The organism is Citrobacter sp. XT1-2-2 (assembly GCF_023516235.1).
GTDB classification, from domain to species: domain Bacteria; phylum Pseudomonadota; class Gammaproteobacteria; order Enterobacterales; family Enterobacteriaceae; genus Citrobacter; species Citrobacter werkmanii.
The window spans coordinates 2,593,277-2,617,869 of sequence record NZ_CP097324.1 but is presented as its reverse complement, the minus strand read 5'-3'; the positions used below and the strand labels follow the sequence as shown (position 1 = coordinate 2,617,869).

At 47.6% G+C, this 24,593-nt stretch carries 20 protein-coding genes and 2 pseudogenes; 19 read left to right on the top strand and 3 right to left on the bottom strand.

The features are described 5' to 3' along the window. Positions 1-600: 600 nt before the first annotated feature. A complete protein-coding gene (locus M4I31_RS12410) occupies positions 601-1,293 on the bottom strand; it encodes a helix-turn-helix transcriptional regulator (protein WP_085049379.1) in 693 nt (230 codons plus the stop codon). A 92-nt stretch (positions 1,294-1,385) separates the two neighbouring features. Between M4I31_RS12410 and M4I31_RS12405 the strand changes: the two genes are divergently transcribed. The 10 genes and pseudogenes from M4I31_RS12405 to M4I31_RS12360 all read left to right on the top strand — a co-directional run bounded on the left by M4I31_RS12405 (position 1,386) and on the right by M4I31_RS12360 (position 8,634). Continuing rightward, entirely contained in the window at positions 1,386-1,583 is a 198-nt protein-coding gene (locus M4I31_RS12405) for a Cro/CI family transcriptional regulator (protein ID WP_085049378.1), read from the top strand. Positions 1,584-1,622: 39 nt separating this feature from the next. Next, positions 1,623-1,931, top strand: coding sequence for a hypothetical protein (locus M4I31_RS12400; RefSeq protein ID WP_085049377.1), 309 nt, complete (start codon positions 1,623-1,625; stop codon positions 1,929-1,931). Then, on the top strand, positions 1,924-2,079 hold the full coding sequence (locus M4I31_RS12395) for a hypothetical protein (RefSeq protein ID WP_161668224.1): 156 nt from the start codon (positions 1,924-1,926) through the stop codon (positions 2,077-2,079). The genes M4I31_RS12400 and M4I31_RS12395 overlap by 8 nt, the downstream gene beginning before the upstream one ends. Positions 2,080-2,183: 104 nt before the next feature. Beyond that, the gene (locus tag M4I31_RS12390) at positions 2,184-3,155 is read left to right on the top strand and encodes a hypothetical protein (RefSeq protein ID WP_085049376.1); all 972 of its coding nucleotides are present in this window, start codon (positions 2,184-2,186) and stop codon (positions 3,153-3,155) included. Further along, positions 3,152-3,847, top strand: coding sequence for a replication protein P (locus tag M4I31_RS12385; protein ID WP_085049375.1), 696 nt, complete (start codon positions 3,152-3,154; stop codon positions 3,845-3,847). The genes M4I31_RS12390 and M4I31_RS12385 overlap by 4 nt, the downstream gene beginning before the upstream one ends. Before the next feature lie 180 nt (positions 3,848-4,027). Continuing rightward, positions 4,028-4,606, top strand: coding sequence for an MT-A70 family methyltransferase (locus M4I31_RS12380; protein ID WP_085049374.1), 579 nt, complete (start codon positions 4,028-4,030; stop codon positions 4,604-4,606). Next, complete coding sequence (locus M4I31_RS12375; RefSeq protein ID WP_085049373.1) at positions 4,590-5,618, top strand: DUF968 domain-containing protein; 1,029 nt, start codon at positions 4,590-4,592, stop codon at positions 5,616-5,618. The genes M4I31_RS12380 and M4I31_RS12375 overlap by 17 nt, the downstream gene beginning before the upstream one ends. A gap of 264 nt (positions 5,619-5,882) precedes the next feature. Further along, positions 5,883-7,010, top strand: a complete 1,128-nt coding sequence (locus M4I31_RS12370) for a hypothetical protein (protein WP_085049372.1) — start codon at positions 5,883-5,885, stop codon at positions 7,008-7,010. Positions 7,011-7,111: 101 nt separating this feature from the next. Then, positions 7,112-7,229: pseudogene (locus M4I31_RS12365) on the top strand (QacE family quaternary ammonium compound efflux SMR transporter); the annotation flags it as partial. 466 nt (positions 7,230-7,695) lie between these two features. Beyond that, complete coding sequence (locus M4I31_RS12360) at positions 7,696-8,634, top strand: HNH endonuclease (RefSeq protein WP_085049370.1); 939 nt, start codon at positions 7,696-7,698, stop codon at positions 8,632-8,634. A gap of 203 nt (positions 8,635-8,837) precedes the next feature. On the opposite strand, the gene M4I31_RS12355 is transcribed toward M4I31_RS12360, so the two are convergent. Further along, positions 8,838-9,650 (bottom strand): hypothetical protein, encoded by an 813-nt coding sequence (locus M4I31_RS12355; protein ID WP_085049369.1) that lies wholly within the window; start codon positions 9,648-9,650, stop codon positions 8,838-8,840. A gap of 438 nt (positions 9,651-10,088) precedes the next feature. After that, the gene (locus M4I31_RS12350; RefSeq protein ID WP_085049368.1) at positions 10,089-10,304 is read right to left on the bottom strand and encodes a transposase; all 216 of its coding nucleotides are present in this window, start codon (positions 10,302-10,304) and stop codon (positions 10,089-10,091) included. 279 nt (positions 10,305-10,583) lie between these two features. On the opposite strand from M4I31_RS12350, the gene M4I31_RS12345 reads away from it, so the two are divergent. The 9 genes and pseudogenes from M4I31_RS12345 to M4I31_RS12305 all read left to right on the top strand — a co-directional run bounded on the left by M4I31_RS12345 (position 10,584) and on the right by M4I31_RS12305 (position 24,493). Next, positions 10,584-10,886, top strand: a complete 303-nt coding sequence (locus M4I31_RS12345) for a hypothetical protein (protein WP_085049367.1) — start codon at positions 10,584-10,586, stop codon at positions 10,884-10,886. Between the two features lie 97 nt (positions 10,887-10,983). Then, complete coding sequence (locus M4I31_RS12340) at positions 10,984-11,757, top strand: hypothetical protein (RefSeq protein ID WP_085049366.1); 774 nt, start codon at positions 10,984-10,986, stop codon at positions 11,755-11,757. 630 nt (positions 11,758-12,387) lie between these two features. Then, complete coding sequence (locus M4I31_RS12335) at positions 12,388-12,576, top strand: hypothetical protein (protein ID WP_085049365.1); 189 nt, start codon at positions 12,388-12,390, stop codon at positions 12,574-12,576. Between the two features lie 94 nt (positions 12,577-12,670). Then, entirely contained in the window at positions 12,671-12,850 is a 180-nt protein-coding gene (locus M4I31_RS12330; protein WP_085049364.1) for a hypothetical protein, read from the top strand. 155 nt (positions 12,851-13,005) lie between these two features. Then, positions 13,006-13,887: a hypothetical protein gene (locus M4I31_RS12325; RefSeq protein WP_085049363.1), complete on the top strand. Its 882-nt coding sequence runs from the start codon at positions 13,006-13,008 to the stop codon at positions 13,885-13,887. Positions 13,888-13,939: 52 nt separating this feature from the next. Beyond that, the gene (locus M4I31_RS12320) at positions 13,940-14,296 is read left to right on the top strand and encodes a hypothetical protein (RefSeq protein ID WP_085049362.1); all 357 of its coding nucleotides are present in this window, start codon (positions 13,940-13,942) and stop codon (positions 14,294-14,296) included. A 130-nt stretch (positions 14,297-14,426) separates the two neighbouring features. Then, the gene (locus M4I31_RS12315) at positions 14,427-14,630 is read left to right on the top strand and encodes a hypothetical protein (RefSeq protein ID WP_085049361.1); all 204 of its coding nucleotides are present in this window, start codon (positions 14,427-14,429) and stop codon (positions 14,628-14,630) included. A gap of 259 nt (positions 14,631-14,889) precedes the next feature. Next, positions 14,890-15,327 (top strand): annotated as a pseudogene (locus M4I31_RS12310) (terminase); the annotation flags it as partial. A gap of 97 nt (positions 15,328-15,424) precedes the next feature. Beyond that, complete coding sequence (locus M4I31_RS12305) at positions 15,425-24,493, top strand: PLxRFG domain-containing protein (protein ID WP_161668260.1); 9,069 nt, start codon at positions 15,425-15,427, stop codon at positions 24,491-24,493. The last annotated feature ends 100 nt before the right edge of the window (positions 24,494-24,593 follow it).

The window sequence follows — 24,593 nt, the reverse complement described above, 5'->3', positions numbered from 1 at the left end:
TCCCGGAGGACCGCCTTCGGGATTCTCGTACCGTCGACACCCTGGCATGTGCCAGACCAGCAGTCCATTCGGGCTGTTAGTTCTATCGACCTGTCCACGTTGTTAAAGAGCAAGGGCTTGCGCCTTGTGATAAATATTGCACCTTAGGCGCATCAAAAACAACACCAAAAGTGCAAATGTGATTTTGAATGAAGATATCATCTTGAAAAATAATTGAAAATAGTTAAAGGATGGGGTGTATGGATAGTGATTTACTGGTGAATAACATTCCTTTCAGGGCTTTGCTAAGTCCATCGGAAAGCAATGCAGCCAACTTTTCAGGGTCGGATGAGCGGCAGGTTATTTCGATACAGCTACCTCTTGTGGAATCGTAAAGGGCTGTACGAATAAGATAGCGCTCGTTTAAATCTTTCAATATCAACATGTTACACCTCCGTATAAGATAAGTCCTATTCTAAGGTGATTTCAGGAATTTTTTTGACCAAAATGGTGGAGAATGTGTTCGTATTTTTTATGTAAAACAAGCAATTACAGAGTTTTAGCGGGGAAGAAATGTGAGCATCTTGATGGTAAATGTTTAACTGTATAAAAAAACAGTAATTAGTCAGAGGTGCCAGGTATGAATCTTTCCGGGCTCACAATTGCTGAAATTGGGTAAATTGCCCGAATATTATCCTTGTAAAGCATTGATGGACGGTTCGATGTGTAGTCACTAACGGTATAACCTGATCCTGAATCCAGCATCAGCATGGTAATGAGGGGCTGGCTCTCTTCCTTGAGTAACACGTATACATCATCACCAGGTTGGCAGGCTCTCCCTGGTTCTACAACTAGAAACTCACCCGATTTAACACGTGGCCAAAGCTTGGTACCAATAATTTGTACACCAAAAGCGGAAAGATGAGTGTTGTCCAGACGTAAGTAACCCCCTAAAGGTTCAGTGCTAACCTTGCCGTCATCAGTGATTACTTTTAATCGTACTGGTACTCGTTCCTGTAGCTGGCTTCCTGATAGCGACAATTGCAACGATTGAGATTGCTGTCTCAGCTCTTTATCAAGCGACGGACTTATGTCAGAAACATCAACCTGAAGAAGCTTGGCTAGTGCGGATACCGCTTTTGTATTCAAAGAGTTACGGCCATAGAAGTAGTGCCCCAAGGCAGAAAGACTGATATCCATTTCATCAGCAATTTTCTGCATTGTGAGGTCCAGACTCTTTTTCTTTGCTTCGTAGATGCCTTTCAGTCTTTCGGCATCAGCAATTTGTTCAGATGTTAATTTTTTCTTCTGCATAAAATCATTTTATACCATTGGTGCACTTGTTTAATGCATCTTAGGTGTTGTCATGATTGCACTAAAAATGTAGTCTCTTCATAGGAGGTGCTATGAAAAAATCATCGCTTAAAGATCTAGTGAGCAAACATGGTGAGCTTAGCCGTGTTGCTCGAGGTTTAAACATTCAGCCATCTGCTGTGCAGAAAGCCGTTAACTCTGGCAGAGATATCACCATTATCGAGTACAAGAACGGGAAAATGGTTGGGCGTGAAGAACGCCCGTTCCCCGCACCAAAACATGCCCGCTGACCACGGGTTTTACCCACGAAACCAAAACACGAGATAACCATGACCAAATCTATCCTTGAACGTCTGCCGCAACGTCGTAATCGCGGTGTAACCCCGGATGACATGCGCACCGAAGACATGCGCTGTCGCGTTACTCCGGCTCGTCGGGTTGCTGTTGATGCTGTGGCCCGTAAATGCCGGGATCACGGCGTTTCTCATAAGTCCGATGTAATGAACTTGGCGCTGGAGAATCTGGTTTATCAGTTGACCAGTTGCGATCCTGAACTTGCTGAAGAAATCCGCCGCGCGCTTAAAGCCGAGGCACTTCCAACCGATCACTCATGGCTTGCTGGTGGAGAAAATGAATAACAATGCTCGTTCTCTCGAAATTGCCCGTCAGGTTCTTATCCGGCGCGCCCGCGCTGCTGGTGGAGAGCCAGCTGTCCAGGCGATGCTTGATCGCCTGACCGCAAATTACTCGCTGATCCAGAACAACGGCAGCGACAAAAAACATTAAGCGTGCCGGGCTTCCACCGGCACCGTGCTGCGACCAACAGCACTCGGTTAGCAATTGAATGGTAACTCTGTCCCTGTCTGTGAGAAGGGACAGTAGGGCGAACTATGAGCCGAATATTTGATATTGTTCAGTCACTGACTGGACAGAAAAACAATCTGGTTGTCCCCAGGCAGTTTCTGCGTTTCTTTGCCGGAGACCAGCAGGCATATCAGCTTGCGGCAATTCTGAACCAGATCATCTTCTGGTCTGGGTATTCAACGCGTGAAGATGGCTGGTTTTATAAAACTCATGAAGAACTGGGAGAGGAGGTCGAACTCAGCTCTGATCAGGTTCGTCGTGTCGTCGATAAATTATCAAAGGCCTATCTGGCCGGTATTCTCAGTACGGCGAACAAGCGCACGGCGAAGGGCGATAAGGTCAAACATTACCACCTTGATGGTGACGCTCTTATCGAAAAACTGTTCCCGGCCACGCCGTGTCCGGAGGAGAAAAAAGAGCCTGATTCGCCAGACGGGAATGGCGAAGTTGCCAAACCGGAACCGCATAACCGTCAGTCCGGAACGGCGGAAGTGCCGCTCCCTGGGTCTGGCGAAGTCGCCGTTCCTATTCTCTATACAGATCAATACACAGATCTAAACATACAGATCTTAAATTATCGTCCGCGCACAATTTCTGAGCAGACGAAGCGTTTTCTTGAACGCCATCCCGATGCTGTAGACGGGGTTTATACCGCAGGTGGCCGCTCATGGGGCAACCAGGATGATGTTGTAGCCGCTGCGTATATGTTTAAACGTGCGCTCAATATCAACGGCTCCCTTGGTGAACCAAACTGGATTGAGTGGGCAAACGACATACGCCTGCTGCGCAATGCCAGAAACGTCACCCACAAACAGGTCTGCGAGGTATTCCGCTGGGCCAACAAACATCATTTCTGGAGCACCAACATCCTCAGTCCGTCCGGGCTTCGCCGCAAATGGGACAATCTTGTCGCTCAGATGGGATGCCGATCAGCTGGCAGCGGTTCTGGTGGACTCGACTGGGATAATACTGACTGGGCTGAGGGGGTGCTGGGATGAAACACCTGATGCAGGCAATACAGAACTGTGACGGCAGGACAATCAGCCGACTGGCCGGTGACGCGCCTCAGCACACCCAGCGTGAAGAGCAGGCCGCTCAGGTATTCAACGACCTTTTTCGCCAGTTACGCGCCACTTTTCCGGCACTCAGCACGCACATCAAAACCCAGGATGACCTCGACGAATTTCGCCGAACCTGGATGCTGGCATTTGCCGAGAACGGGATCACTACCATGGCACAGGTGAACGCCGGAATGCAGATTGCCCGCCAGCAGGAAACTCCGTGGATCCCGTCGCCGGGTCAGTTCGTTGCCTGGTGCAGGGAAGGGAGCCTGCGGGTTGCCGGTCTGCCTTCTGACGAAGAACTGGTTGAGATTGTCCGGGACTACTGTCGCCAGCGTGGGTATTTGTCTTCTCCGGAGGCGTATGACTGGAAGCACCCGGCGCATTACTGGATGGTTACTGCGCTGCATGCCGGTATGCGTGCCAGCAACTGGACGGAAAAAGAATTGCTGGAAGGTGCGCGCCGGGAACTGACCGCCATGGCCGAGAAAATGCGCTGTGGAGAACCGATCCCCGAGCCGATTCTGGTACTCACTGAAAAACCGCGCCCGGCATTGTCGCGTGAAGAGGGTTTAAAACGCATCACAGAGATTCGCAATAAGTTCGGCCTGACCAGACGAATGAAGTAACACGAGAAATCGCGCCTGACCAGCGCACTTAAAGCAACAAAACATGAGGTTAGCAATGTTTAATCTGAAGAACCTGCGGTTATACCGCTTAAGCCGTGACGTTAAATTTGATACTGACTCACAGCAGGAAAAGATAAGTGCTATGCCATTCACACCTGGTGGTGCAGGGGGAATCTGCTGATGTATCAGATTATTTATGCTGATCCGCCCTGGTCATATCGTGACTGTGCTGCAGATGGTAAGCGCGGTGTTGGATTCAAATATCCGGTAATGCGGTTTGATGACATTTGCCGTTTACCTGTCTGGGATCTGGCTAACCCTGAATCTTGTCTGCTCGCTATGTGGTGGGTACCGACTCAGCCCGAAGAGGCGCTGGCTGTCATGAAAGCTTGGGGTTTTCGTCTGGTCACGATGAAAGGTTTCACATGGCACAAAACTAACCGGATTAAGGGTAACAGCGCTATCGGAATGGGGCATCTTACTCGTGCTAACTCTGAAGATTGCTTGTTTGCCGTGCATGGGCGCCTGCCTGTTCGACTGGATGCTTCGATCTGCCAGCACATTACCGCTCCGCGCGGAGAACATAGTGCCAAACCTGTGGTATTTCGGGAAATGTTACAGCGTCTGGTTGGCGATATTCCCCGGATTGAATTATTCGCGCGCGGCGACATACCTGGTTGGGATTGTTGGGGAAATGAATGTGACAGTAGTGTCCGGTTGATACGTGGCGGGTGGAAAGCCGATGCGCGCACTGCTTAACCCCATTATCATTCGTGAACTGGATCAGGTGATTCTGCGACCGGGTCGTTCGCTAATGAGCTTGTTTTACGGGCCTGTGATTATTGCTCCGGCTGGTGAGATGGAAGCCGGGCGTAAGCCCGGTTTACTGCCACAAGAACAGCCCTTACTGTTGGATCCTGCATTTTCATCATTCTGGATGGAGCCTGAAGTGCTGCGCGCCGCAGGTGGCTCAGTCCAGAGTTGGGTCAGAAAGTTTAACGTCTGCCAGTGGAACCATGGCGCAGATGAATATCATCACCAAGAACTTACTACGGCCAAGTACGAGCATTCAGGACTTTGCCTGTGCTGGCATCATGACCGCGTGCTGGTGGACCAGCCTCCAGCGCTGGTTGCTGATATTGCCCGTCAAAATGCGGCGCAATACATTCTTGAATCAGTTCGCTCGCATTTTGGGTACCCCGATCATCACATCGTTACTATCAGTGACATGGGTTGCTGGGCATTGGTTAAACGAGTTGCTGGTATCCTCCCTGACACAGTTATTCGTAAGTTGCTGTGCATGCCATCAGATGAGCCAATTAAACCTGTCTACCGCGAGAGCGAACTAGTAATAAACCCGCCAGATCCACTAGCAATAATTACAACTGCTGTCGAGGATATGCCGGTTCTGGTTGTCGCGATCGATGCTGACGCGCCAGCGCAGTACATGCGCCGTCCGAAAATTCCTCGTTGGGAATGTCAGGCGTACACTGACTGGGTTAAAATGCAGACGTGCTGCGGTTGCGGTGCAGCTGGAGACGATCCACACCATCTTGTTGGTCACGGGTTCGGCGGTACCGGCATGAAAGCAGGGGATTTCCACGTTATGTCCATGTGCCGTATTTGCCACCGGGAACTGCACGACAACGTAGCCATATGGGAGAGTCAACACGGTAGCCAACTGGAGCATATTTTTAGGTTACAGCACCGCGCTATGGGGCTGGGCGTGATTGTGGCAGGCAGCGAAATGGTAGGTAAGTTGCTCAAGTAAGGTTTGTGTCAAATGGGAGCAACGATAACCTAATAACCTTTTAGTCGTTGAAGGAGGAATCAATGCGGCCGTAGACTTCCGGCTTGACCACCTCTTTTTAGTGACCTCAGTTATGTTCTTTGAATGAGGTGAAAAGAGCCAGAATTCCTCACCTTTTGATCCCATTTTTTCTGGTTTTTAGCGATATTAACTGGAATATAGATAAAAATTGACATATGGTTATTTAGCTTAGCTACTAATCACTATTTTATAAATGGATGTTTTGTGAAAAAAAATATTACAGTAACTATTGATTCAAGCTCGTTTCCCAGCGGTCAAGTTCAGTACTATAATCCGCTTCTCAAAGTTAACAAAATCGATGTGAATTGCATGCTAATTCATACCGCTTTGTGGACTCGTCCCCCCAAGCTTACTGGTTTTCATTTGTCTGACTTCTGGGCTTGGCTAAGATATTTCCCTGCCTTTTCGAAAACTTCAAGTGACTTGCGACTTCGTAAAGAATGGAAAGACATAGATCCCCACCAAAAAACCATCTTAAGTGATGAAATAGGTGTTGGCTCAACCACGTTTACATTAATTGATACTCTAGGTTTTCAAGGGTTTATAGATGCAATTTATGTATTAGAGACATTGAATCTTACTCATCTTCTTTTAAAGAAATCTAAAAATGGTAAAGGTAAAACCCCTGACTATATTGGCTTGGATAATTTTGGAAGAGTTGTCGCTCTTGAATGTAAAGGTACGCAGAATAAAATAAAAGATTTACACAAAGCTATAACAAAGGGGGTGGATCAAAAGGAGAACTTGACAAAAAATCCGGCGGGTCAAATTAAAATAGGTCTGGTTGGTGGGGTTTTTATTCCACAGTTTGACAATCCTGAAAGTGCACTAATACACTTCCGAGACCCTGACTGGAATGAATTTAACAAAATTATTTCAGAAATCAATCCTCAGGATCTTACTAAAGCAATCATTAGAGGGGCAGTGATTAAACAATTATATCTCGCTGGTGCAAACAATTCAGCTAATGAGTTGTCAAATTATGTTAAAGGAAGCAATTTTGAATTTTCCCTTCGATCTATTAAGGAATTAGAGTCCTTTGAACGGGGAAGCGTGGTATTCAGTCACAGATTAAAACATCCAGCTGAAGGTGGGATCTCACATATAAAATTTAGTGCTAAAATAGAAAAAAATATTTTTGATGTCGTGCAAAAAGTAACCTCAAGTTACACTGATGTATCTGTGTTAATTAATCAGTTCAGTGTCACAGAGGAAAATTTTAACCGACGGCATGATGGTCATTCATGGAGCGCCTATGAGAGTGAAGATAGTGGGATGATCGTATCTCCACAAGGATTTAACTTTAAATTAAGTTATAAAACAAATAACTAGTTACTGCATTAAACTGAACTTATTTCATAAAGATTAATGAGATAAGTGTGTTGTAGAGCCGGCGCACTCACCCCTCCGTCTATAAAAACCTAATAATCAGCCCTTTGGGCTGGTTGGTAAGTGGGCAAAAGCTTGATTTCCCGGCCATCGCAGGCATGATCCTTATCTGCGCTGGGGGTTCTTGTTATAAATATTTTTTCAAAATCCTCTCCACATTAATTTTCTTGAAAGAGAGTCGGATATCTGGCGCGCTTAGGTGGTTTCTTCGATTAAAGATGCTGTCCACAAATTCATTTAACTTATACCCGATTTTCGCCTTTGCCAGACGGTCAACGCGACCGTTTAAGAGGCCTCGCTATAATGACTGAGTAAAAACTCAGGTGTGCCGCAGTAGCGGTGTTCCAGGCGATGACCCGTACCACATTGTTGGCCATGGGGTTGGGGGTATACGAACAGAAGCAGGGCACTTCTACGTAATGCTTCTGTGTCGTGTTTACCATAATGAACTGCACAACAATGCCGCTTTTGGGGAGCAGAAACACAGTAGTCGGCTTGATCACGTACTGCGGATACAACATCGTGCTCTGGGGCCGGGTTCCTAAAACCAAAGTGATGCATTACTTGTTCTCATGGCTGTATTATTGTTTTATGATTCATCTGCTACTTATCTCATGGAATCAAACGGATGAACCAGAAAGCATGGTCTTTTAAAGCAGTTGGTCAGGATGATCTTCGGTACTTTGGTAATAATGGTTATCACGATGACTCGACTAGTTTTTACAGATATGACAATTTTGTTCCAAACCATAAGCAAGTCAAAAAGGGAGATATTGTCATAGTAACTGACAGAAAAAATGTCCTGGGTATATCAGTTATAGATAATCTAATATCGGCTCCATACATTAAAATTCGTAACCGGTGCCCACATGAAAACTGCGCACCAGCAAAGTTAATCCATCGTAAATCTAAAAAACCAGAGTGGCGCTGCAGCAACGGTCATGAATTTAATCATCCTAAAGTAGAAGAAGTCTCTGCGCTTGAATTCAAAGCTGACTATAAAAAACATTACAAACCAATTAGTTCTGTCTCTATAACAGATTTAATATCTCACACACCTCGCTATAATGTTCAGAGTTCAATTCAGGAAATCGACTTTGAATGGGCAAAAAGTCTGTTTGGTGGCATCGTTCAGTTGAATCCTACTGAAGCGGACTGTGATGATATTCTTCTCGATGCTGATGATCAGCGAAAGGCTGTTTTGCGACATATTAAGCAACGGCGCGGTCAAAAAGCATTTCGTGACAGTTTGATAGCTCAAACCTCTAAATGTGCTGTAAGTGGCTGCGAAATTGTTGATATTCTCGAAGCTGCACATATCACTGCATACAAAAATGATACACACAATCATGTAAGCAATGGGCTATTACTGCGATGTGACATACATACGCTTTACGATCTGGAACTATTTGCTATCGATCCGGATTCATTCGCTATTTACTTTGCTCCACAGATCCAAGATAAAGAATATACGCGGTATAATGGGAAAAAATTACAAGTAACGTATAAAATTAATCGTGGAGCACTTGTGGAAAGATGGGAAAGGTTCATTGAAAAAATGATTTAGTTGAAGATGTACCGATGAGTATGGCCATTCAGATTTAGACGCTGTTACATATGGGAATTACATTTAATTAGATATTTCTTATGCTCAAAGTCTTTTCCTGATACTGAGTAGATTACCATAACTTTTGGTCACAATTCCGTTAAGGTACAGATCTTAATTATCTGTACCTATTAATATGATTCTTATGATTTAAACCGAAGGTATTAACCACCCATTGATTGTGCTGCTTGTTTAAGCAAGTTTTTACGGCACCGATAACTGACTAGTAACAACACAAATGACAAGATTGAGCTGGCTATTTTACGATATATTTCATTTTTTTCTGAATAGCTCTCATAAGCATCAGCAAGTGCACTATATGTTCTGGAAAGACGCTGTACGGATGTAAAATATGACACCATTATATTATCACATATCTCAGATTGAGAATTTTTAGATTGAGAAATATTGCGTATTATCACCTGAGTTTGAGCAACCAAAGCATCAGATAGTTTATCCTCAGATGGAGCGGAAAGTACTGAAACCAATGCCAAGTAATCTTTAGTTGCATTTTTATTACACTCCGCCAGCTGAGGGAAAATATTATGCAAGTCGTCAGCCGTCATTTTAACTGACTTGCGAACTTCCGGAGGAAGACTCGTATACCAGTTAACATATTTTAACTCTTCAAAGGGTTTTAGCATACCGATGATAATTGGTTTTTCGGCCAACCAAAAATCCAAATAACGCGATTCTGAAATGCTTACCTTTAGTGCGATTTGTGCAGTTTCAGAGAATGTATGCTCATGGGATGTCAATTCTTTCCTCATCTCACTCCGTTGTTTTTGATACTCATTACGTAAATTAGCAAACAACTGCGTATGTTCAATGACGATATTTTCATAATATCCTGGTGGCGTTACAGGAATGGATTTTAAGCTTAACCATCCAAAATTAAATAATCCAACGCATATCATGAGTAATACTGCTGCTATTTCGTATTTATTGCGCCTGACAAACTGAAAAAATACTATCATCAATACTTTTCTCTTATTAAATTTATTTGTATGTGCGGATCTTCATTCAACATCTTTCGTAATCTCCACTATTAGCTGCACTCTAGGGCTGTTAGTTTCTCACTGTGTACCTCGCTTGAATAAGTGTATGTTCTGTTTTCTTGAGAACTACATCGCACAATACAAAAAAACTTCTGCTTCGGAGGCTAGGCTGACATTGAAGTAATCTGTCTTCAAACTGACTAAAGAGTCAGCCTTGATATAGGCTGACTCATTTTAGAAATGATAACTATTTCTTGCTCGAACGGCACTCTCTGCACCAGCTTTGATTTGTCGCACCAGATGGTATTGTTCTGAAGCCGAAGAGAGCCTGTAACTCACTAGCCGTGTGTGCTGTAGTCCGTTTGCAATTTGGACATGTATGTGGAAGATTTACTGTTCCTACCATTTTGAGCTCCTTTAGATTTCACCGCGTTCTTTGAGAATCTTCATTGCGACACTTTTTTCACGATCGCTGGCTGAACTGAAGAATCCCTCTGACTTGATCAGCTGTTTCAATTCTGCACTGTTTTTACCTTCAAGACGCATTTTAATAGCCTGCAACTCATTTACTTGAGTTTCTAGTGCGCTAGCTACGCCTTTTATGATTTTTCCTGTAACGTTCCAAAATCCCACGTTTACTTCTCCATTTTTTCATCTGGTTCTTCTCGAACCAGAACATGCTGAAAAGTTTGCGATTCACTCGAGAAAACTTAATTATCGGCATGTGTCCCATAAACCTGAGAAATCAATTTTTAACAATTTATGAGAAGGGAAACAATCTTGGTGGAGGCTTGCTTACAGTGATATTTACCTAGTGTATCTTGGAGAAGATTTTGTTACGGATGTGGTGCTGCTTACGGAGTTGTATAGAGGTATATTCTTTGCCAAGAATTATTTATACGACGAAAAGATATGATTGATCTGGCGTATTATGTGAATGCTATTAAAAACGGAAAGGAAGTAATTTGTATTCAAGAATCTTGTGAATGCGATGATTTGGCTGAGGTTGAGACTATAACCATGGAATGGAGACATGATAGTGGTGTGGTAATCCGCTGTACTAATGAACTTGAAGCTACACAACATCCCAATAATGTTTGCCCTGAATGTTGGATTTGTTGGGAAGTGATAGATGCGGCAGGGCAGGAAATCTGGCCAGTGAAGAAGAATTTTTATAATGTTTGTCAGGAGTTATTCTGGTTGAGTATGAATTGACAGTCTTTACTACATTTCAATTTTTGCAACACTTCAGGCAACTAATCCTTTTTATGAGATAATGTCCGCGACCAAAGCAGGTTAGCGAGACATCAAAATGAGCACTGAAGCGGCTATCAAAATCTTCGATCCCCGGACAGCTAAGCTGGAACCACGCGGCGGTAAGTTGTCCATCCACTGGGATGATATTGCGGCAATGCTGGCAACACTGGAGCGTGAATATCCAGTGGGTTATCAGATGATAATGGTGAATTACAGGGATGATAAGCAGCAGGAGCGCGCACTGCGTGACAATGTCACAAAGTGGGCGAAAGCTTTCTGCTCTAAAAGCCAGTTAGCTGACAGACCGCTGGTTGAAAGGATGTGCCAGACCGTTGTCGATATCCAGTTCAATCGACCATTAAGTACCCAGCAGCGATCCCTTCAGCATCTACACCGACTTTATGGCCCGTATGCTCAGCGCGAGACCACGCGCATGAAGAAGCTGAAAAAACTGCTCAAGAAAGAGCAGTTAAAACCTGAGTCCAGACAGCGTACGGACCGAATCGACTATCTCGCAGAACAGATCTCCGCAGTCCGTCAGCATATTAATAACTGGGTAGTGGCCCATGCCCGGGCGTCCAATAGTTGCCCCCGCTGCCGGGGAACGGGTGTAATCACGCAGCCTCAGCATGGAGTCTGCCCTGTTTGCAGTGGCAATCGACAAATTGCACCAACACACAGGGAAATGTGCCGTCATATCAGCAGCAATACCAGTCGGGTAGAAGAGTACTGGTTCGTAATGGATGACTGCCGCTGGTGGTTGTCAGCATGCGCCACGGCTGCGACAACAAGGCTGTACGAGCTATTTGAAATTAATCGCGACAGTTGACAAAAAATGATCTCGGGATAAAAATCCCCACAATACCCATATTTTCTGAGGCCCGCTTCGCGCGGGTTTTTTCGTATTCGGAGAATGGGAAAATCAAGTAGTTGCTATGTCAACCATCTGGTGGCTCAGCGACGACAGCACTCATGCGGTCGGGTTCCCACGGTGACTGAGTGATGGAAAGGCGGTGTAAGGCATCACTGAATTCATGGTGGCCTTCGGTTAGCGTATCAATCAGTAAAAGATGGTACTCTGCGACCGACAGCGGAACGACCCTGGCATTTGCAGGGGGTATTGCTTTTTGGTGATAAGGTGGGGGTATTCGCGATGGTACATTGCATCAGTTTTCCTGTCTCATCGCCGCATGAAATTTTTCAGCACTCATAGCTAAACGCATTCATAATACAAATTAGTAGAATTTGCTCGTGGTGAATCCTCCTAAGCGGAAGGGTATAAACAGCGTTTTACATGGTCCAAAAAAGGTACGAGTCACGGAGGCTGTCCAAAGACTCACCGGGAGGCACCCGGCACCATACTCCATTAGCCCCGACTCCCCTGCCGGGGCTTTTACATTCATATTGAAAGTTTCCTACGCATCCTTTTTCCAACTATTACTGTCGCACATAGGCTGATATGAAAGAAGGTTATTACTGGATTCGTCATGTTGGTATCGTTCAGGTGGCTTACTACACTAACGACACAGTGGATGATATCGAGTCCGAAAAGACAATTATAGGGGTCTGGCATCTGACAAGGGGTGATGATATTTGCCATAACGGTGAAGCTGTTATCCTTGAAGGGCCGCTACAGCAACCACGATGACTGTTCAAAAAACTGTAATTAGTCAGGCTTTTCATTTCAGCCGTCTTTGATATATGGTATTAAACTTTAAGTATCCACAACATAGAAATGGGGCATGGAAAACACAATTTGCGAAAACGAGGAATGCTGGAAAGAGTTTATCTATTGGGAGCATAGCGGCGGCTATCCAGGCGGGAAAGATAAAGAGCCGATCATTTGCCCTTATTGCGGAACCATTAATGGTTACATTATGACCAGTGGTTTAATCTCCAGTAAGAAGTTAGAAGACAAATAAGCAGGGTTATCCCTACGAGCCTCGACACATGTCGGGGCTTTTTATTTGCGCAAATCCCATCGTTAACTATCAACTTTCTTACTTGGTAGTTAAATCAAGCAGTGGGATTTGCGGAAAAATAAGGTAATCAATCCACTATAATCGTGAGGTATAAAATGAATTTGCTAAAAAAAATTATTGTTGTAGTTATTTCAGTCGTATCCTTTCAGAGTTTTGCACAGAGTTATCCAAATTACCAGGATATTCCCGGTACCGTAAAAACAGGAATGAATTCTATTATTCAGTTTTTGCCTGGTGACGATACTTCAGGAGAAAATTCGATACCTGAAAATTCACTAGGCTATCCTGATGGTTCGGATACTTCAGGTGTAACATCGCTGGGGCTGTCAGGAAGCCTAATCGGATCTTTTAAACCGTATGTTTTAAAAGGTGATGGAACTAATGCAGCAGAATTATATGTGTATGAATGGGGTTGGTTTGATAATTTTGAAGTTTACATTTCAAAAGATGAAACCAACTGGATAAAATTAACTGAAGTTTCTGATGGTAAAAATTCACCACATCAGGATGGTCGGGGTTCGTGGGTTGGGTATGACGTTGATACTACAGGTGGTTCGGTTGATCTCTATCCGTTTGTTAAAGTTGTCGATTTAGGAACACAAAAAAGTAATCCTCCTGGTTCAAGTGGGGCTGATATTGATTCAGTTGTAATTACAAACGGCCAGTTCATAGGTGGAGGGTTAATAGTTGATACTGATTCACGAAATGGTCAGGTATTTAACCTTGAATTGAGCAAAGGAAGCGGTGCAGTTGGGGTTAATATTATTAATAAGGACAACACTGAAAAGTATGTACCATTCACAACGGATGATTCTATAATCCCTGTCGCTCTTTCAGTACAAGGAAATTTTGATTGCAATGATGAAAAAGATATTAATGTATTAGCAACCAGAAAGAGTGATGGTATGCAACTTAATATTATTAAAGACCAAAATGGAACAGATATTAGAACTATCTATAATTCTACTTTTAAATAAGCGTAGCAAAATAGAAATAGCCTTTTCTTGAGGCCTTCTCAGGACATAAATCATGCCTCACAAAAACATAACGCTCTGGCAGTGGCTGGTTCTGGTGCTGTCGGCCCCGAACGAGGCTGTCAAAGTGTGTCTGGCATTGGTGGGGGGAGAAGCTGCGCGCTGGCTGCTTGGTGACAGAACGCATTTCCGCTATGTCCTGGGTGATTTTATTGCCTGCCTGCTCATCTACTGCGCCATTCGCCCGTATATCAGCCTCATGCCGTCAGTCTACGGATTCAAGGTATCGCCCGATCTCGTTGTTCTGATCATCTCTCTGCTGGGTACTCACGGAATTAAATCCATTGTGGTGGCAGTTGCGGGTAAATTTGGCCTCGATTTGAGAGATATTCAAAAGGATCGCAGTTTATAAAATTCTGCAAAATGGCGTTGGTCAGCACGCAAAACCAGTGAATTATGCTGATTTAGCAGCTGAGCAATGGGCCGTTTTTCGGGGTAAATATTTTTCTACGTAGTATAAAATTCTGACTGAGGTAATCACTATGAAAAAAGCTCTACTCGTAATTAGCGCGGGCGTGGCGCTGTGTGCGCTGTCTGCCTGCTCTCATTACACCGAGGCAACCACCGCCAACGGCACCACCGTTAAACACATTGCCCCCGGTACCAGCGTTACCACCAACTCCGGCGGGTGTATTAATTCTGCTGGCGTCACGTGTGAACAGCAGGGAGTAACGACCGCGCAGTAGCCTGCGAAATGATAAAAAGGCCAGGGGATGGACATCATCATCCCCGGTAACTTGTTGGCAAGCTGTTGTTGTTTTCTCCCGATTAGAGAGTGGACTGATAGATGTGACTACACAGAAAATTTAACATGAAATTAACTCATTACCAGCATATTTAATATTTTTATTATGAATATATAGGTAGTCAAAAAATAGAATGCGGCATGGAATACAGTGGTTATTGCCCTGCGTAGGCGTTGAGCAATGATTATTTGGTGATGTTATGGCGAAAACGGACTGGAAAAAGCTGGAGCAGGAATTCCAGCGCGCGCACGCCAAAACTGGCATCAAATTGCAGGACTGGTGCGAGCAGCGAGGAATAAGCTATGCCAGTGCGCGCAGGTATATTAAAACGCGCAAAAGCGCACAAGATAATGCGCAGGGTACGCAAAAAAAAGTGCGCAAAAGTGCGCAGAAAAAGAAGCCAGAAGCCAGTAATGGCGAGGACTCCCAGCAAAAAACATCTCACCACGACAACGACGATAATTGCGCAGATCAGCCAGAAACGAAACGGATTCGCGGATCCCGATCTTTGGCCCCGACAAACGCGTTTCAGGAGCGCAATACCGCCGCTGTAAAACACCGTGGCTATGCGAAGTATCTGGACGTAGATGGTCTGATGGATGATGCCAGCGAGATGGCACTCTTTGATGAACTGGTAGACTGAACAAATAAATCGCCGTATCATCCTTCTAATGATGCCGAGTATCGCCCAAAGCGATCTCGGCTTTTTTATTGCCTTTTTTCGGGAGTGCATCATGCCTTTATCTCGACAGAATGAGTTCGATCCTGGCGTTCCACCAGCAGAGTACGCCTTAGCCGACGCGCCCGGCGCAGAGTTTATGGATATCCCCAAAGCATTTGGCGTAGGGGCTGGTGAAGGTACGGCATCCATGGGCAAGGGGCTACGGTCCGTGCAGGAGCCTATTCAGCGTGCCGTTGACCGAACCGCCGGGACTCAGGCAGCGCCTTATGCCGGAATGGCAACTGCTGGTACCGCGCTGGGTGAAGTACTGGACGATGTGGGTACTGAAGTAGGTAACTTCTTCAAAGGGCATATGTCTGAGGGCGGGCAGAAAGTCCTGAATACGCCGCTCTACCAGGAAGGGCACTTCACCGATACGGCAAAAAATCCGCTTAACTGGCCGATTATTGCCGCCGATGCGGTCGGACAAACTGCGCCGGTGCTCGCAGCGTCTGCTGCTGGTGGTGTGCCGATGGCAACTATGGCCGGTTTTGCTCAAAATGCTGGTGGTATCAGTGACTCAGTGCATAACGTGATTATGCAATCTGACGACAACCAACTGATGCAGAGTCCGACATTTGTCAGTTTGTTTAAAAATATCGACCAGGATCCGCAGTATTCGAGTTACAGCGACCTGCAGAAAATCGACCTTGCTAAAAAGCAGCTGGCCGATACTATTGCCATGGCTGATTTAGGCGATCCAAAGATGCTGGCAGCAAACCTTGTAGCCTCTTATACCGGTGATGCGTATTTGGGTGAATTGTTTGCTGGGCGGATGTTGTCCAGCTCAGTCGCCAAGACCGCCGGCAAGGCCATTCTTCGGGATGGGGGAATCAATGCTGGTTTTGCGGGTATCAGTCAGTTAACTGAAAACGAAGGCATGACGTTAGCCGGATCTCATGGTGACGCGGATCAGGGCGTAAAAGACCAGATGATCACCGGTGGGCTGACGGGGCTGGCAATGGGCGGCGTTCCAGCGATTGTGGGTCATGTCAGAGAGGGAATGGCAGCGCGCAGGGAAGGGCAGAACGCTGGCGAATCAGAAGAACCGGCAACACCGGCGGAAGAAAAAACCGAAAAAGCTGTTGATGATATCGAGACTGGCGCTCAGGAAGTTCAGCAGGGCATGCAGGATCTGAAAGAAGACCTGACCCCTGAACCTCATGAAGATATGTTTAGTAAGGGGTTGGGTGAGGAAGGTAACACGTCAACCGAACCACCAGCCGGTTATCGTACCGGGCTGTCACCTGAACAGGTAGCCGAGCAGGAACGTCTCGCTGAAGGTTTTACCGACCGCGAAAAATTCGGCGGTAATGGTCCGGATGATTTTGCTGATATCCCTGCATACATGCGGGCGGGTAAAACAGTACACGCTGATCCTGATTCCCGACCCTTTCACCTGGTTGATACAGCGGGACCAGAGGGGCAGGTAAAAGCGCGCTTCGATGATAAAAATGATGCTGAGTTCTTCCGCTACGCACAACTGCTGGATCAGTATACCCGTGGTAATCATCCTGATCCGGATGAGGCTGAGCACCAGGCGGTAAAAGACTGGTTCTACCGTATGACGCGCGGTGTTAAGCGCGAAGATGCCGAGACACCGAAGAAACGTAAGCGCGGTAAAAAATCCCCGGACGTCGCCGAGGCACCGAAGAGAGAACCCCGTAACGACTTCGAGGCTCAGAACATCTTCGAAACGATCATGGGGTATTACCAGTACGTTCAGGATGCGGCGAAAGATGCTCAGAACGGCGAATTTACAGCGCCTTCAATGGGTGAGTATGCAGATCATCGCTTCCCGGATCGTCCGCTACAGATTGAGGATAAGAACATTATTTTCGCTGGCGGCCCTAACCGTTACCCTGGTGAGCCATTAGGTGATGAGCGCCAGGCCGGTGGCGGTCCGGAGTTCCGCGCCGGTGAGCATGTTCGCCCTGATTACATCCCCGCTGATCGCAGTGGTGGCCCGGTTCGCGCTATCAATACCATTGAGGGTGAAGCCCGTCGCGTTATCCCGGCGATTGAAGATAAAAACATCATTTTCTCTGGCGCTGAAGGTACTGATGAAGGGCAACGCGGTGCACCGCCCCAGTTTGAAGGCGGCAGGACTAAGGCACGGCGCCGACTTGATCGCTTTGAAGAGCGAACGGGTTCAAAACAGAAATACCCGGAGCTACCACAGCATCAATTGCCGTCCGGTAAAATAACACCTCCTGATTCAGTAAATGACGCAGCCCGATCCGGCAATAGTGAACTCTATATGCGCCGGAACGGCAAGCCGTTTCCAAGCGAAGGGCTGGCGCGACTGAGCAAACCGTATGAAGAGGCTAAAAAATCCGGGAAAAAGCCGGAGGTTGTGAAAGTGGATGGCGGTTATGCCGTCGATGTACCGGAGAAGAAGGAAAAGCCTGCAAAAAAGGCCGAACCGGTGAGAGAGCCTGATAAGCCTAAAGACAGCCAGCCTGAAACATTGCCCCTTCCTAAAACTGATATCACTATTTCCAGCCCCGACCAGCATGCTTCTTTCTTCCGAAATCTGATCGAAAACCCTGACGCCGTAAAACCGAATGACGTGCGCGCCGCACTGGATTCGACACTCGCCAACAAAGAAATCATTTTGCAGGGGCTGAATAAGCTGACAAAAAAACAGCTTGAGCCTTTCAGTGGACGCTATGTGCCGTCTGATGTGAAAAAGGATCGGCTGGTGGCGAATGCCTGGGATTCACTGGTTAATGACTTCCGCTGGCTGACAAACAAAGGTCCGACAATGGTGACCACCGGGAATAGCCGTATTGAAGACCTGGCCCGTGATGCTATGAAGGGGATCACTCAGTCGGATATCAACGAATATACGGATAGTGTGAAACAGGAGCGTGCGGAGCGACAAAAGCGCGCTGAAGCTTTCCGTTCGGCGATTGAGGATCCTAAGACGCTGGATGATTACCGCACCCTGATTAAAGCGAAGGGCCGTGCTTCGCTGACGCCTCAGCAGTCCGAAATCTATGATCAATTACTGGCAGATCAACATCTGGCGCAACAGAAGGATGCGAAGGCGAAACCGCGCGTGTCTGCCGGGTTCAGCCATGATGGTGAAGATCTGCAGATCAACCCGATAGAGGAAGGCAAGAACAGTAAAACCGGTGAGACGATCTATAACGTTAATCTGGAAACCCGCCTTGGCACTGAGAGGTTTAAGGAAGCGGCCAGCATGGCACGACAACTGGGCGGCGGATACTGGCGGGGAAATTTCTGGTTTCCAACACAGGAAAAAGCAGAGCAGTTTACTAACTGGTTGCGCGGGGACAGTGTGGATCATTCGGCCAGTGACGCTGAGCGTCAACAGCGTAAACAGGAGCAGCAGGCAGGGCGACTAACCGGTTCATCAGAGCGGTTGCGCGATAATGCTGAAGAGCGTCTGAATGCCGATCGTAAAGTGAATACTGTTAAGCGACTGCGCGAGGCCGCTTCGGCAATGGATCAGGCCAACCGTGATCTGCGAGATGCTGATATTATGCAGAAAATTGCGAGTGGCATAGGTGACGGCAGCCTGAAGTACCTGACAGGTATTCAGCATAAAACCCAGATCGATACCTTGCGGGGCATTGCCCGTCGTCTGGTATACGATATCCCCCAGGATATCCGTGACAAACTGAGCTATACCACCAGCGACGGCAAACGGGAGTGGAACGATGATGTACCGCTCGCCAGCCGTGTGAAGTATGCCCGCTACCCGATGCTGGACTGGCATCCGTCTACGCTATTCGATGTGCTGGCCAAGATGGGAGATGCGCGGGGTTACAAGCTGGCAGCCGCTGATCTACGGCTGTCTCAGCAGCTCGAGCATGGCATGTCCCGCCTGCCAGCCGGTCGTAAAGCCAATGATAAACTCGCTGCATATCTTTCTTCTCAGCCCGGAAGCTGGCCGGAGTATGTTGCCGAGTTTAACCGCCTGCAGCGAGCCGGGATCACGACACGCCCAATGTTGCGAGCGGCACTGATTGAACTGGAAAAACTGTCTGGTGATGTACCTTTGCCTGATATCCCGAAGATTCAGAAGATGGAGATGGATCTCCGTAAAAAACTGGCATGGGATCGCAATGCCTTCAATGACTTCTTCCCGACACCTGAAAGTCGCGCCGACTGGATTGCCAGTGAAGCGGATATTCAGCCAGGTATGGATGTGCTGGAACCTTCCGCCGGTAACGGCGTACTGGCCGAAGCGGCACGAAAAGCGGGTGGTAATGTTGATGTTGTCGAACTGGAGCAGCAACTTCGCGATATCCTGAAAGAGAAGGGCTTCAATGTCGTTGGTAGCGACTTTGATACCTTTACCCCCGATAAGCTGTATGACCGCGTGTTAATGAATCCGCCATTTTCACACGACCTTGATATCAAGCATGTCCAGAAAGCCTTTGAACACCTGAAGCCGGGCGGCAAGTTGACTGCGATCGTTTCTACAATGGCTGGCGAGCGTAGCAATAAGCGCAATAAGGCGTTCCGCGAATGGCTGAATGAACTGGGGGCGCATGAACAGCAGTTGCCGGAAGGTATGTTCAAAGAGTCAATGAATCCCACCAGCGTAGCCACTAAACTGATTACGCTGACGAAGCCGGAAGAGGCTAATTTCTCCAAAGTCCCTCGCAGTTCCTGGGATGATGATTTCCCGGATACTGTTTTGCATGGACGTCTGGGTGATGCCACGGCGCATAAAGATTATGCGGCTGCCAAAGGTGGCGATGATGCCGCCGCGCGCCGACTGGTAGCGGACATAATGACCCGTCAGTCGGTTGATGAATTGCGTCAACTATTGAACGGTCGCAAGGCTATACTCACCGCCGTTCACGCCGAAGAAGCCGTCAGTCGGAACGCTATTCCCCAAGCAATGGCGGATGTGCTGGGTAAAGTTCTCGATCTGGAAGTTGATCCTCATCTTCTGCAATCGGCAAAAGTGGGGCGTACTGCGCAGGATGGTTTCGGGCGTCTTACGAACCAGCCCGCCTTTGATGGTCCGGTGCGTACCGATTTACCTTACATCCTTCTTGATGACACCCTGACGCAGGGCGGTACATTAGCGAATCTGAAGGGCTATATTGAAAACCATGGTGGTAAGGTTATTGGCACCAGCGCGTTGACGGGCAAGCGTTATTCAGCGAAAATTGCATTAGCTGCTGATACGCTTCGCAAATTGCGCGATCACTTTGAGGGTACCCATCTTGAAAACTGGTGGAACGAACAACACGGATATGGCTTCGACAGGCTCACAGAGTCAGAAGCGAACTACCTCCTTCGTGCCGCGGATGCTGACAAAATCCGAGATCGAGTCCTTGCGTCAAGACAAGATGGAGCGGCATCTCCGCAACCAGGAAGCCCTGAAAACAATGGATCTATCCCACCTGATGTAACGGGTAACTTTTCCAACAAAAACGCCTCCGAATCCGGGGGCGTTTTTGCATCTGGCTCTCCGCGTGAGCGTATTCGTTCCGGTATTGCTGATTATCAGCCACGCGGGTTGAGTAAAAAGCAGGTAGAAGAGGAGGCCGCCAGGTTCCTGAAAAAATGGAATGGGGCAGGTGGTATTGCCGTGCAGGTAGCGAAGGATATGGCGGAAGCTGAGCGACAGGCGGGTTTCCCGCTGCCAGATGCGCTCATTCATGCAATGCACCTGCCTAACAGTGGCCGGATTATCCTGGTCGCAAAAAATCTCGACAGTCTTTCTCATGTGCGTGCCAAGCTGCGGCACGAAATTCTTGGGCACCATGCCCTTTCGGAAGTAGTCGGCCCGGCAGAATACGATAAGTTGCTGCGATCTGTAGCCGCTGGACAGAATTCCAAATCACTTAAACCTTACTTTGACCGCGTAATTGAAAACTACGAGGGTGCAGATCCCTGGAAGCAGGTCGAAGAGGTTATCAGTCACGTTATCGAAGACGGCGAGCGCGGTTTTCTTGGCCGGGCTTGGGACCGCGTGTCCGGCGCCGTTCTGCAGGCTTTGCGTAAATCCGGTTTCCTGAGTGATGAAAACATCACTGCCGGAGAAGTGCGGGGTATGATGGCCCCAATTGCCAAACGCCTTAAAAATCTTGGCGACTGGGCGGAGAAAACGGATAAGGCCCGGGATTTGACCGTTAATTTCAGTCTTACCGGGAAAGACGGGCTATTCAGCAAGCCATTACCAGGGGAAACCGAGACCGAAGCGACTCAGCGGCGCTCTAAGAATTTTGGCCGGGTTATCCATGATACCGTTGGTAATGTCCACAATTTGCGCCCGACCGATATTATTAAGCGTCTGACCTCTAACCTCAGTTCCAATGCCCTGATGATTGGTACCCTGACAAACCGACAACTGGCGGCGGTCTATAACAAACTGATGAAAACTGACTATGCCGGTCAGTATCAGGATCTACAGGCGAAAATGGAGGCCCGCCGTAACAGGATCATGAACTCAGCAGAGAGGGGCATTGAAAATCAGTGGAATAAGCTGAGTAAAGATGAAAGCCGCTCGCTGTCTGATCTGATGGTAGACGCAACCATGACCCGTGTTCACCCTGACAAGCCTCTTGCAGAACAGGATCGTTTCCAGAATCTGAAGAATGAGCAGACCCGGCTCCGCTCGTCAAAAAGCGGTGATAACAAAGAAGAGGCCGCCAGCCGACTTGTCCAAGTGAGCGCCGATCTGGATGCGATGCGCGAGAATTATAACGATCTCCACAGCCGTTGGATGAAGTTGTCTCCGGAAGCCAAAGAACTCTGGCACAAAACCGAAAAATGGTACAAAAACAGCTATGCCGACCTCAAAGAAGCGCTCATCCAGCGTATCAATGATGTTGGTGGCGACCAGAACGCCGCGTTGATAAGTCGAGTCAGGGAGCAGTTTGAACGGGCTTTGAAGGACGGGCCGTATTTCCCGCTGGCTCGCTTTGGTAAGTACGTTGTTACAGCCCGCAAAGACGGTGATTACATTCGTGAGCACTTCGAAACCCGTAGCTCCGCTTTGGCCGCTCTGGAAGCGTACCGGAAAGATGGTTACGAAGCCGTCCAGTCAGTGAAAGCGAAAGACAACGGAAAAAATAATGATTCGGCTCATAGTCTGGGTAAAGAGATCCTCGAACTGCTGAACAAGTCCGAAGATGGCAGTCTGAACAAGGAGCAACTGACTGATCAGGTGTGGCAGACAATGCTTGAATTGATGCCTGATGCCAGTTACGCCCGCCATTTTATTCGCCGTCGCCGGGTGAAAGGCGCCAGCCATGATGCGCGGCGCGCATTCGCAAACAGCGCCTTCCACTTCGCCCACCACGTTTCCAAGATCGAATACGGTCACAAGATGCAGGCTGTCCTCGATGATATGGGGAATGAAATCGACGCGGCAATGAAGGGGGATTACTCTGGCGTCCAGCCGGATAACCTTGAAACTGCCCAGCGCATGCTGGACGAACTGAAGATGCGCCACGAGATGACAATGAATCCTTCTGGCGATGGTTTCGGGAATGCTCTGACCGGTACCGGGTATGTGTTCAACATGGCGGCTAACCCTTCCTCAGCGATAATCAACATGACACAGACCGCGCTGGTGGCCTTACCACAACTTGCCGCCAGATACGGCTGGAAGAATGCCCTGAAAGCGATGGGGGCGGCGACCGTTGATTACTTCAGATCGGCTGATAAACGATTCAAATGGTTTGGTAAAGGGTCTTCGTGGCTGGATCGTGATGCCTGGCTGTCCATGAGCCGCAGTAACCGGTTAAATGCCGACGAACTGGAACTGATGAAACGCCTTAATGAGGATGGCGTGATATCCATTACTCAGGCGTCTTCACTCGCACAGCGCGCTGAATCAGGGACGCAGGATAAGATCCATTTCAATAAGGCTCTGGATATGTCCATTCTGGTCGGTGGACAGCTATTTCATAACATTGAAGTAGCAAACCGTGAAGTTACCGCGCTGGCCGCGTATCGCCTTGCTAAAGACGCGGCTGGTGGGCGTATTGATCCGGTGCAGGCGTATAAAGTCGCCAGCAACGCTGTATATGATGCGCATTTTGACTACAGCAGTTCAAACAGGCCACGCTGGATGCGGCAGAGTTGGCAGAAGGTCCTCTTCCAGTTCAAGATGTATGCCCAGCACATGTTTTATACCCTGGGTCGAAGCTTTACCCAGTCATTCAAGGGCGAAACGCCAGAAATCCGCAGGCAGGCGCAGAAAGAATTTCTGGGGTATATGCTGATGCATACTCTGGCCGCCGGTGTTACCGGGTTACCGTATGCAGTCCAGGCCATCTTTGGCGCGGCGGCTCAGGGGATTCATGCAGCAGTCTCGGATGATGATGCCCCATGGGATCCGGAAGTGGCACTCAAAAACTGGCTGAGTGATGAGCTTGGTGGTTTCGCTTCCACAGTAATTACTGACGGCGTAGTCAACGCACTGGGTATCGATCTCCATTCCCGGTCTGGTATTCAGGATTTGCTTTGGCGAAGCGCGCCAGCGGGTACTGAGGGGAAGGACTGGTATATTTTCTACATGGAGCAGATGTTGGGCCCAACAATCGGGGGGATCGGCCTTAATTTTGCCAGTGGTTACGACAAAATGGCAAAAGGTGACTGGCTGGGGGGGATTCAGACAGTAACACCGGCAGCAGTGAAAAATCTGGTGAAGACCTATGCTGAAGCCATTCGAGGTATATCCACGTCCTCCGGGGAGGAAATCGTACCGGCTGATGAGTTTACCAACTTTGAACTAGCAGCCCAGGCATTTGGATTTAGCCCGTCAAGGATCGGCCAAGCGTATGATGCCCGCTCGGCTGTCAAAAATGTGCAGTCTGAGCTATCAAATCGCCGGGCTCAATTATTGCAGCGATATTTTGCAAACGCTATGAGTAGAGATGATAACGGCGAGGTTCTGGAAGATATTCAGGCCTATAATCGCAGCAACCCCACCAACGCTATCACCGGCGAAATAATCTTGAAGACGATGAGGCAGAAGCAGAAAGCAAGGCTGAAAAAGGAAAGGGGACTTGCACTGAGTCGGAAGGATGAGCACCTGAGAAGATTAGGTAAGTTTGGGGGTTATGATCCTATTTTGTAATCTGACGGATAGTTTGTTTGCTTTTAAACTTACTGGATAATTTTATCCCAGCTGTGCAGTTTATGGTGGTTTTACACCTCGCTGGTTACGTACATTTGAA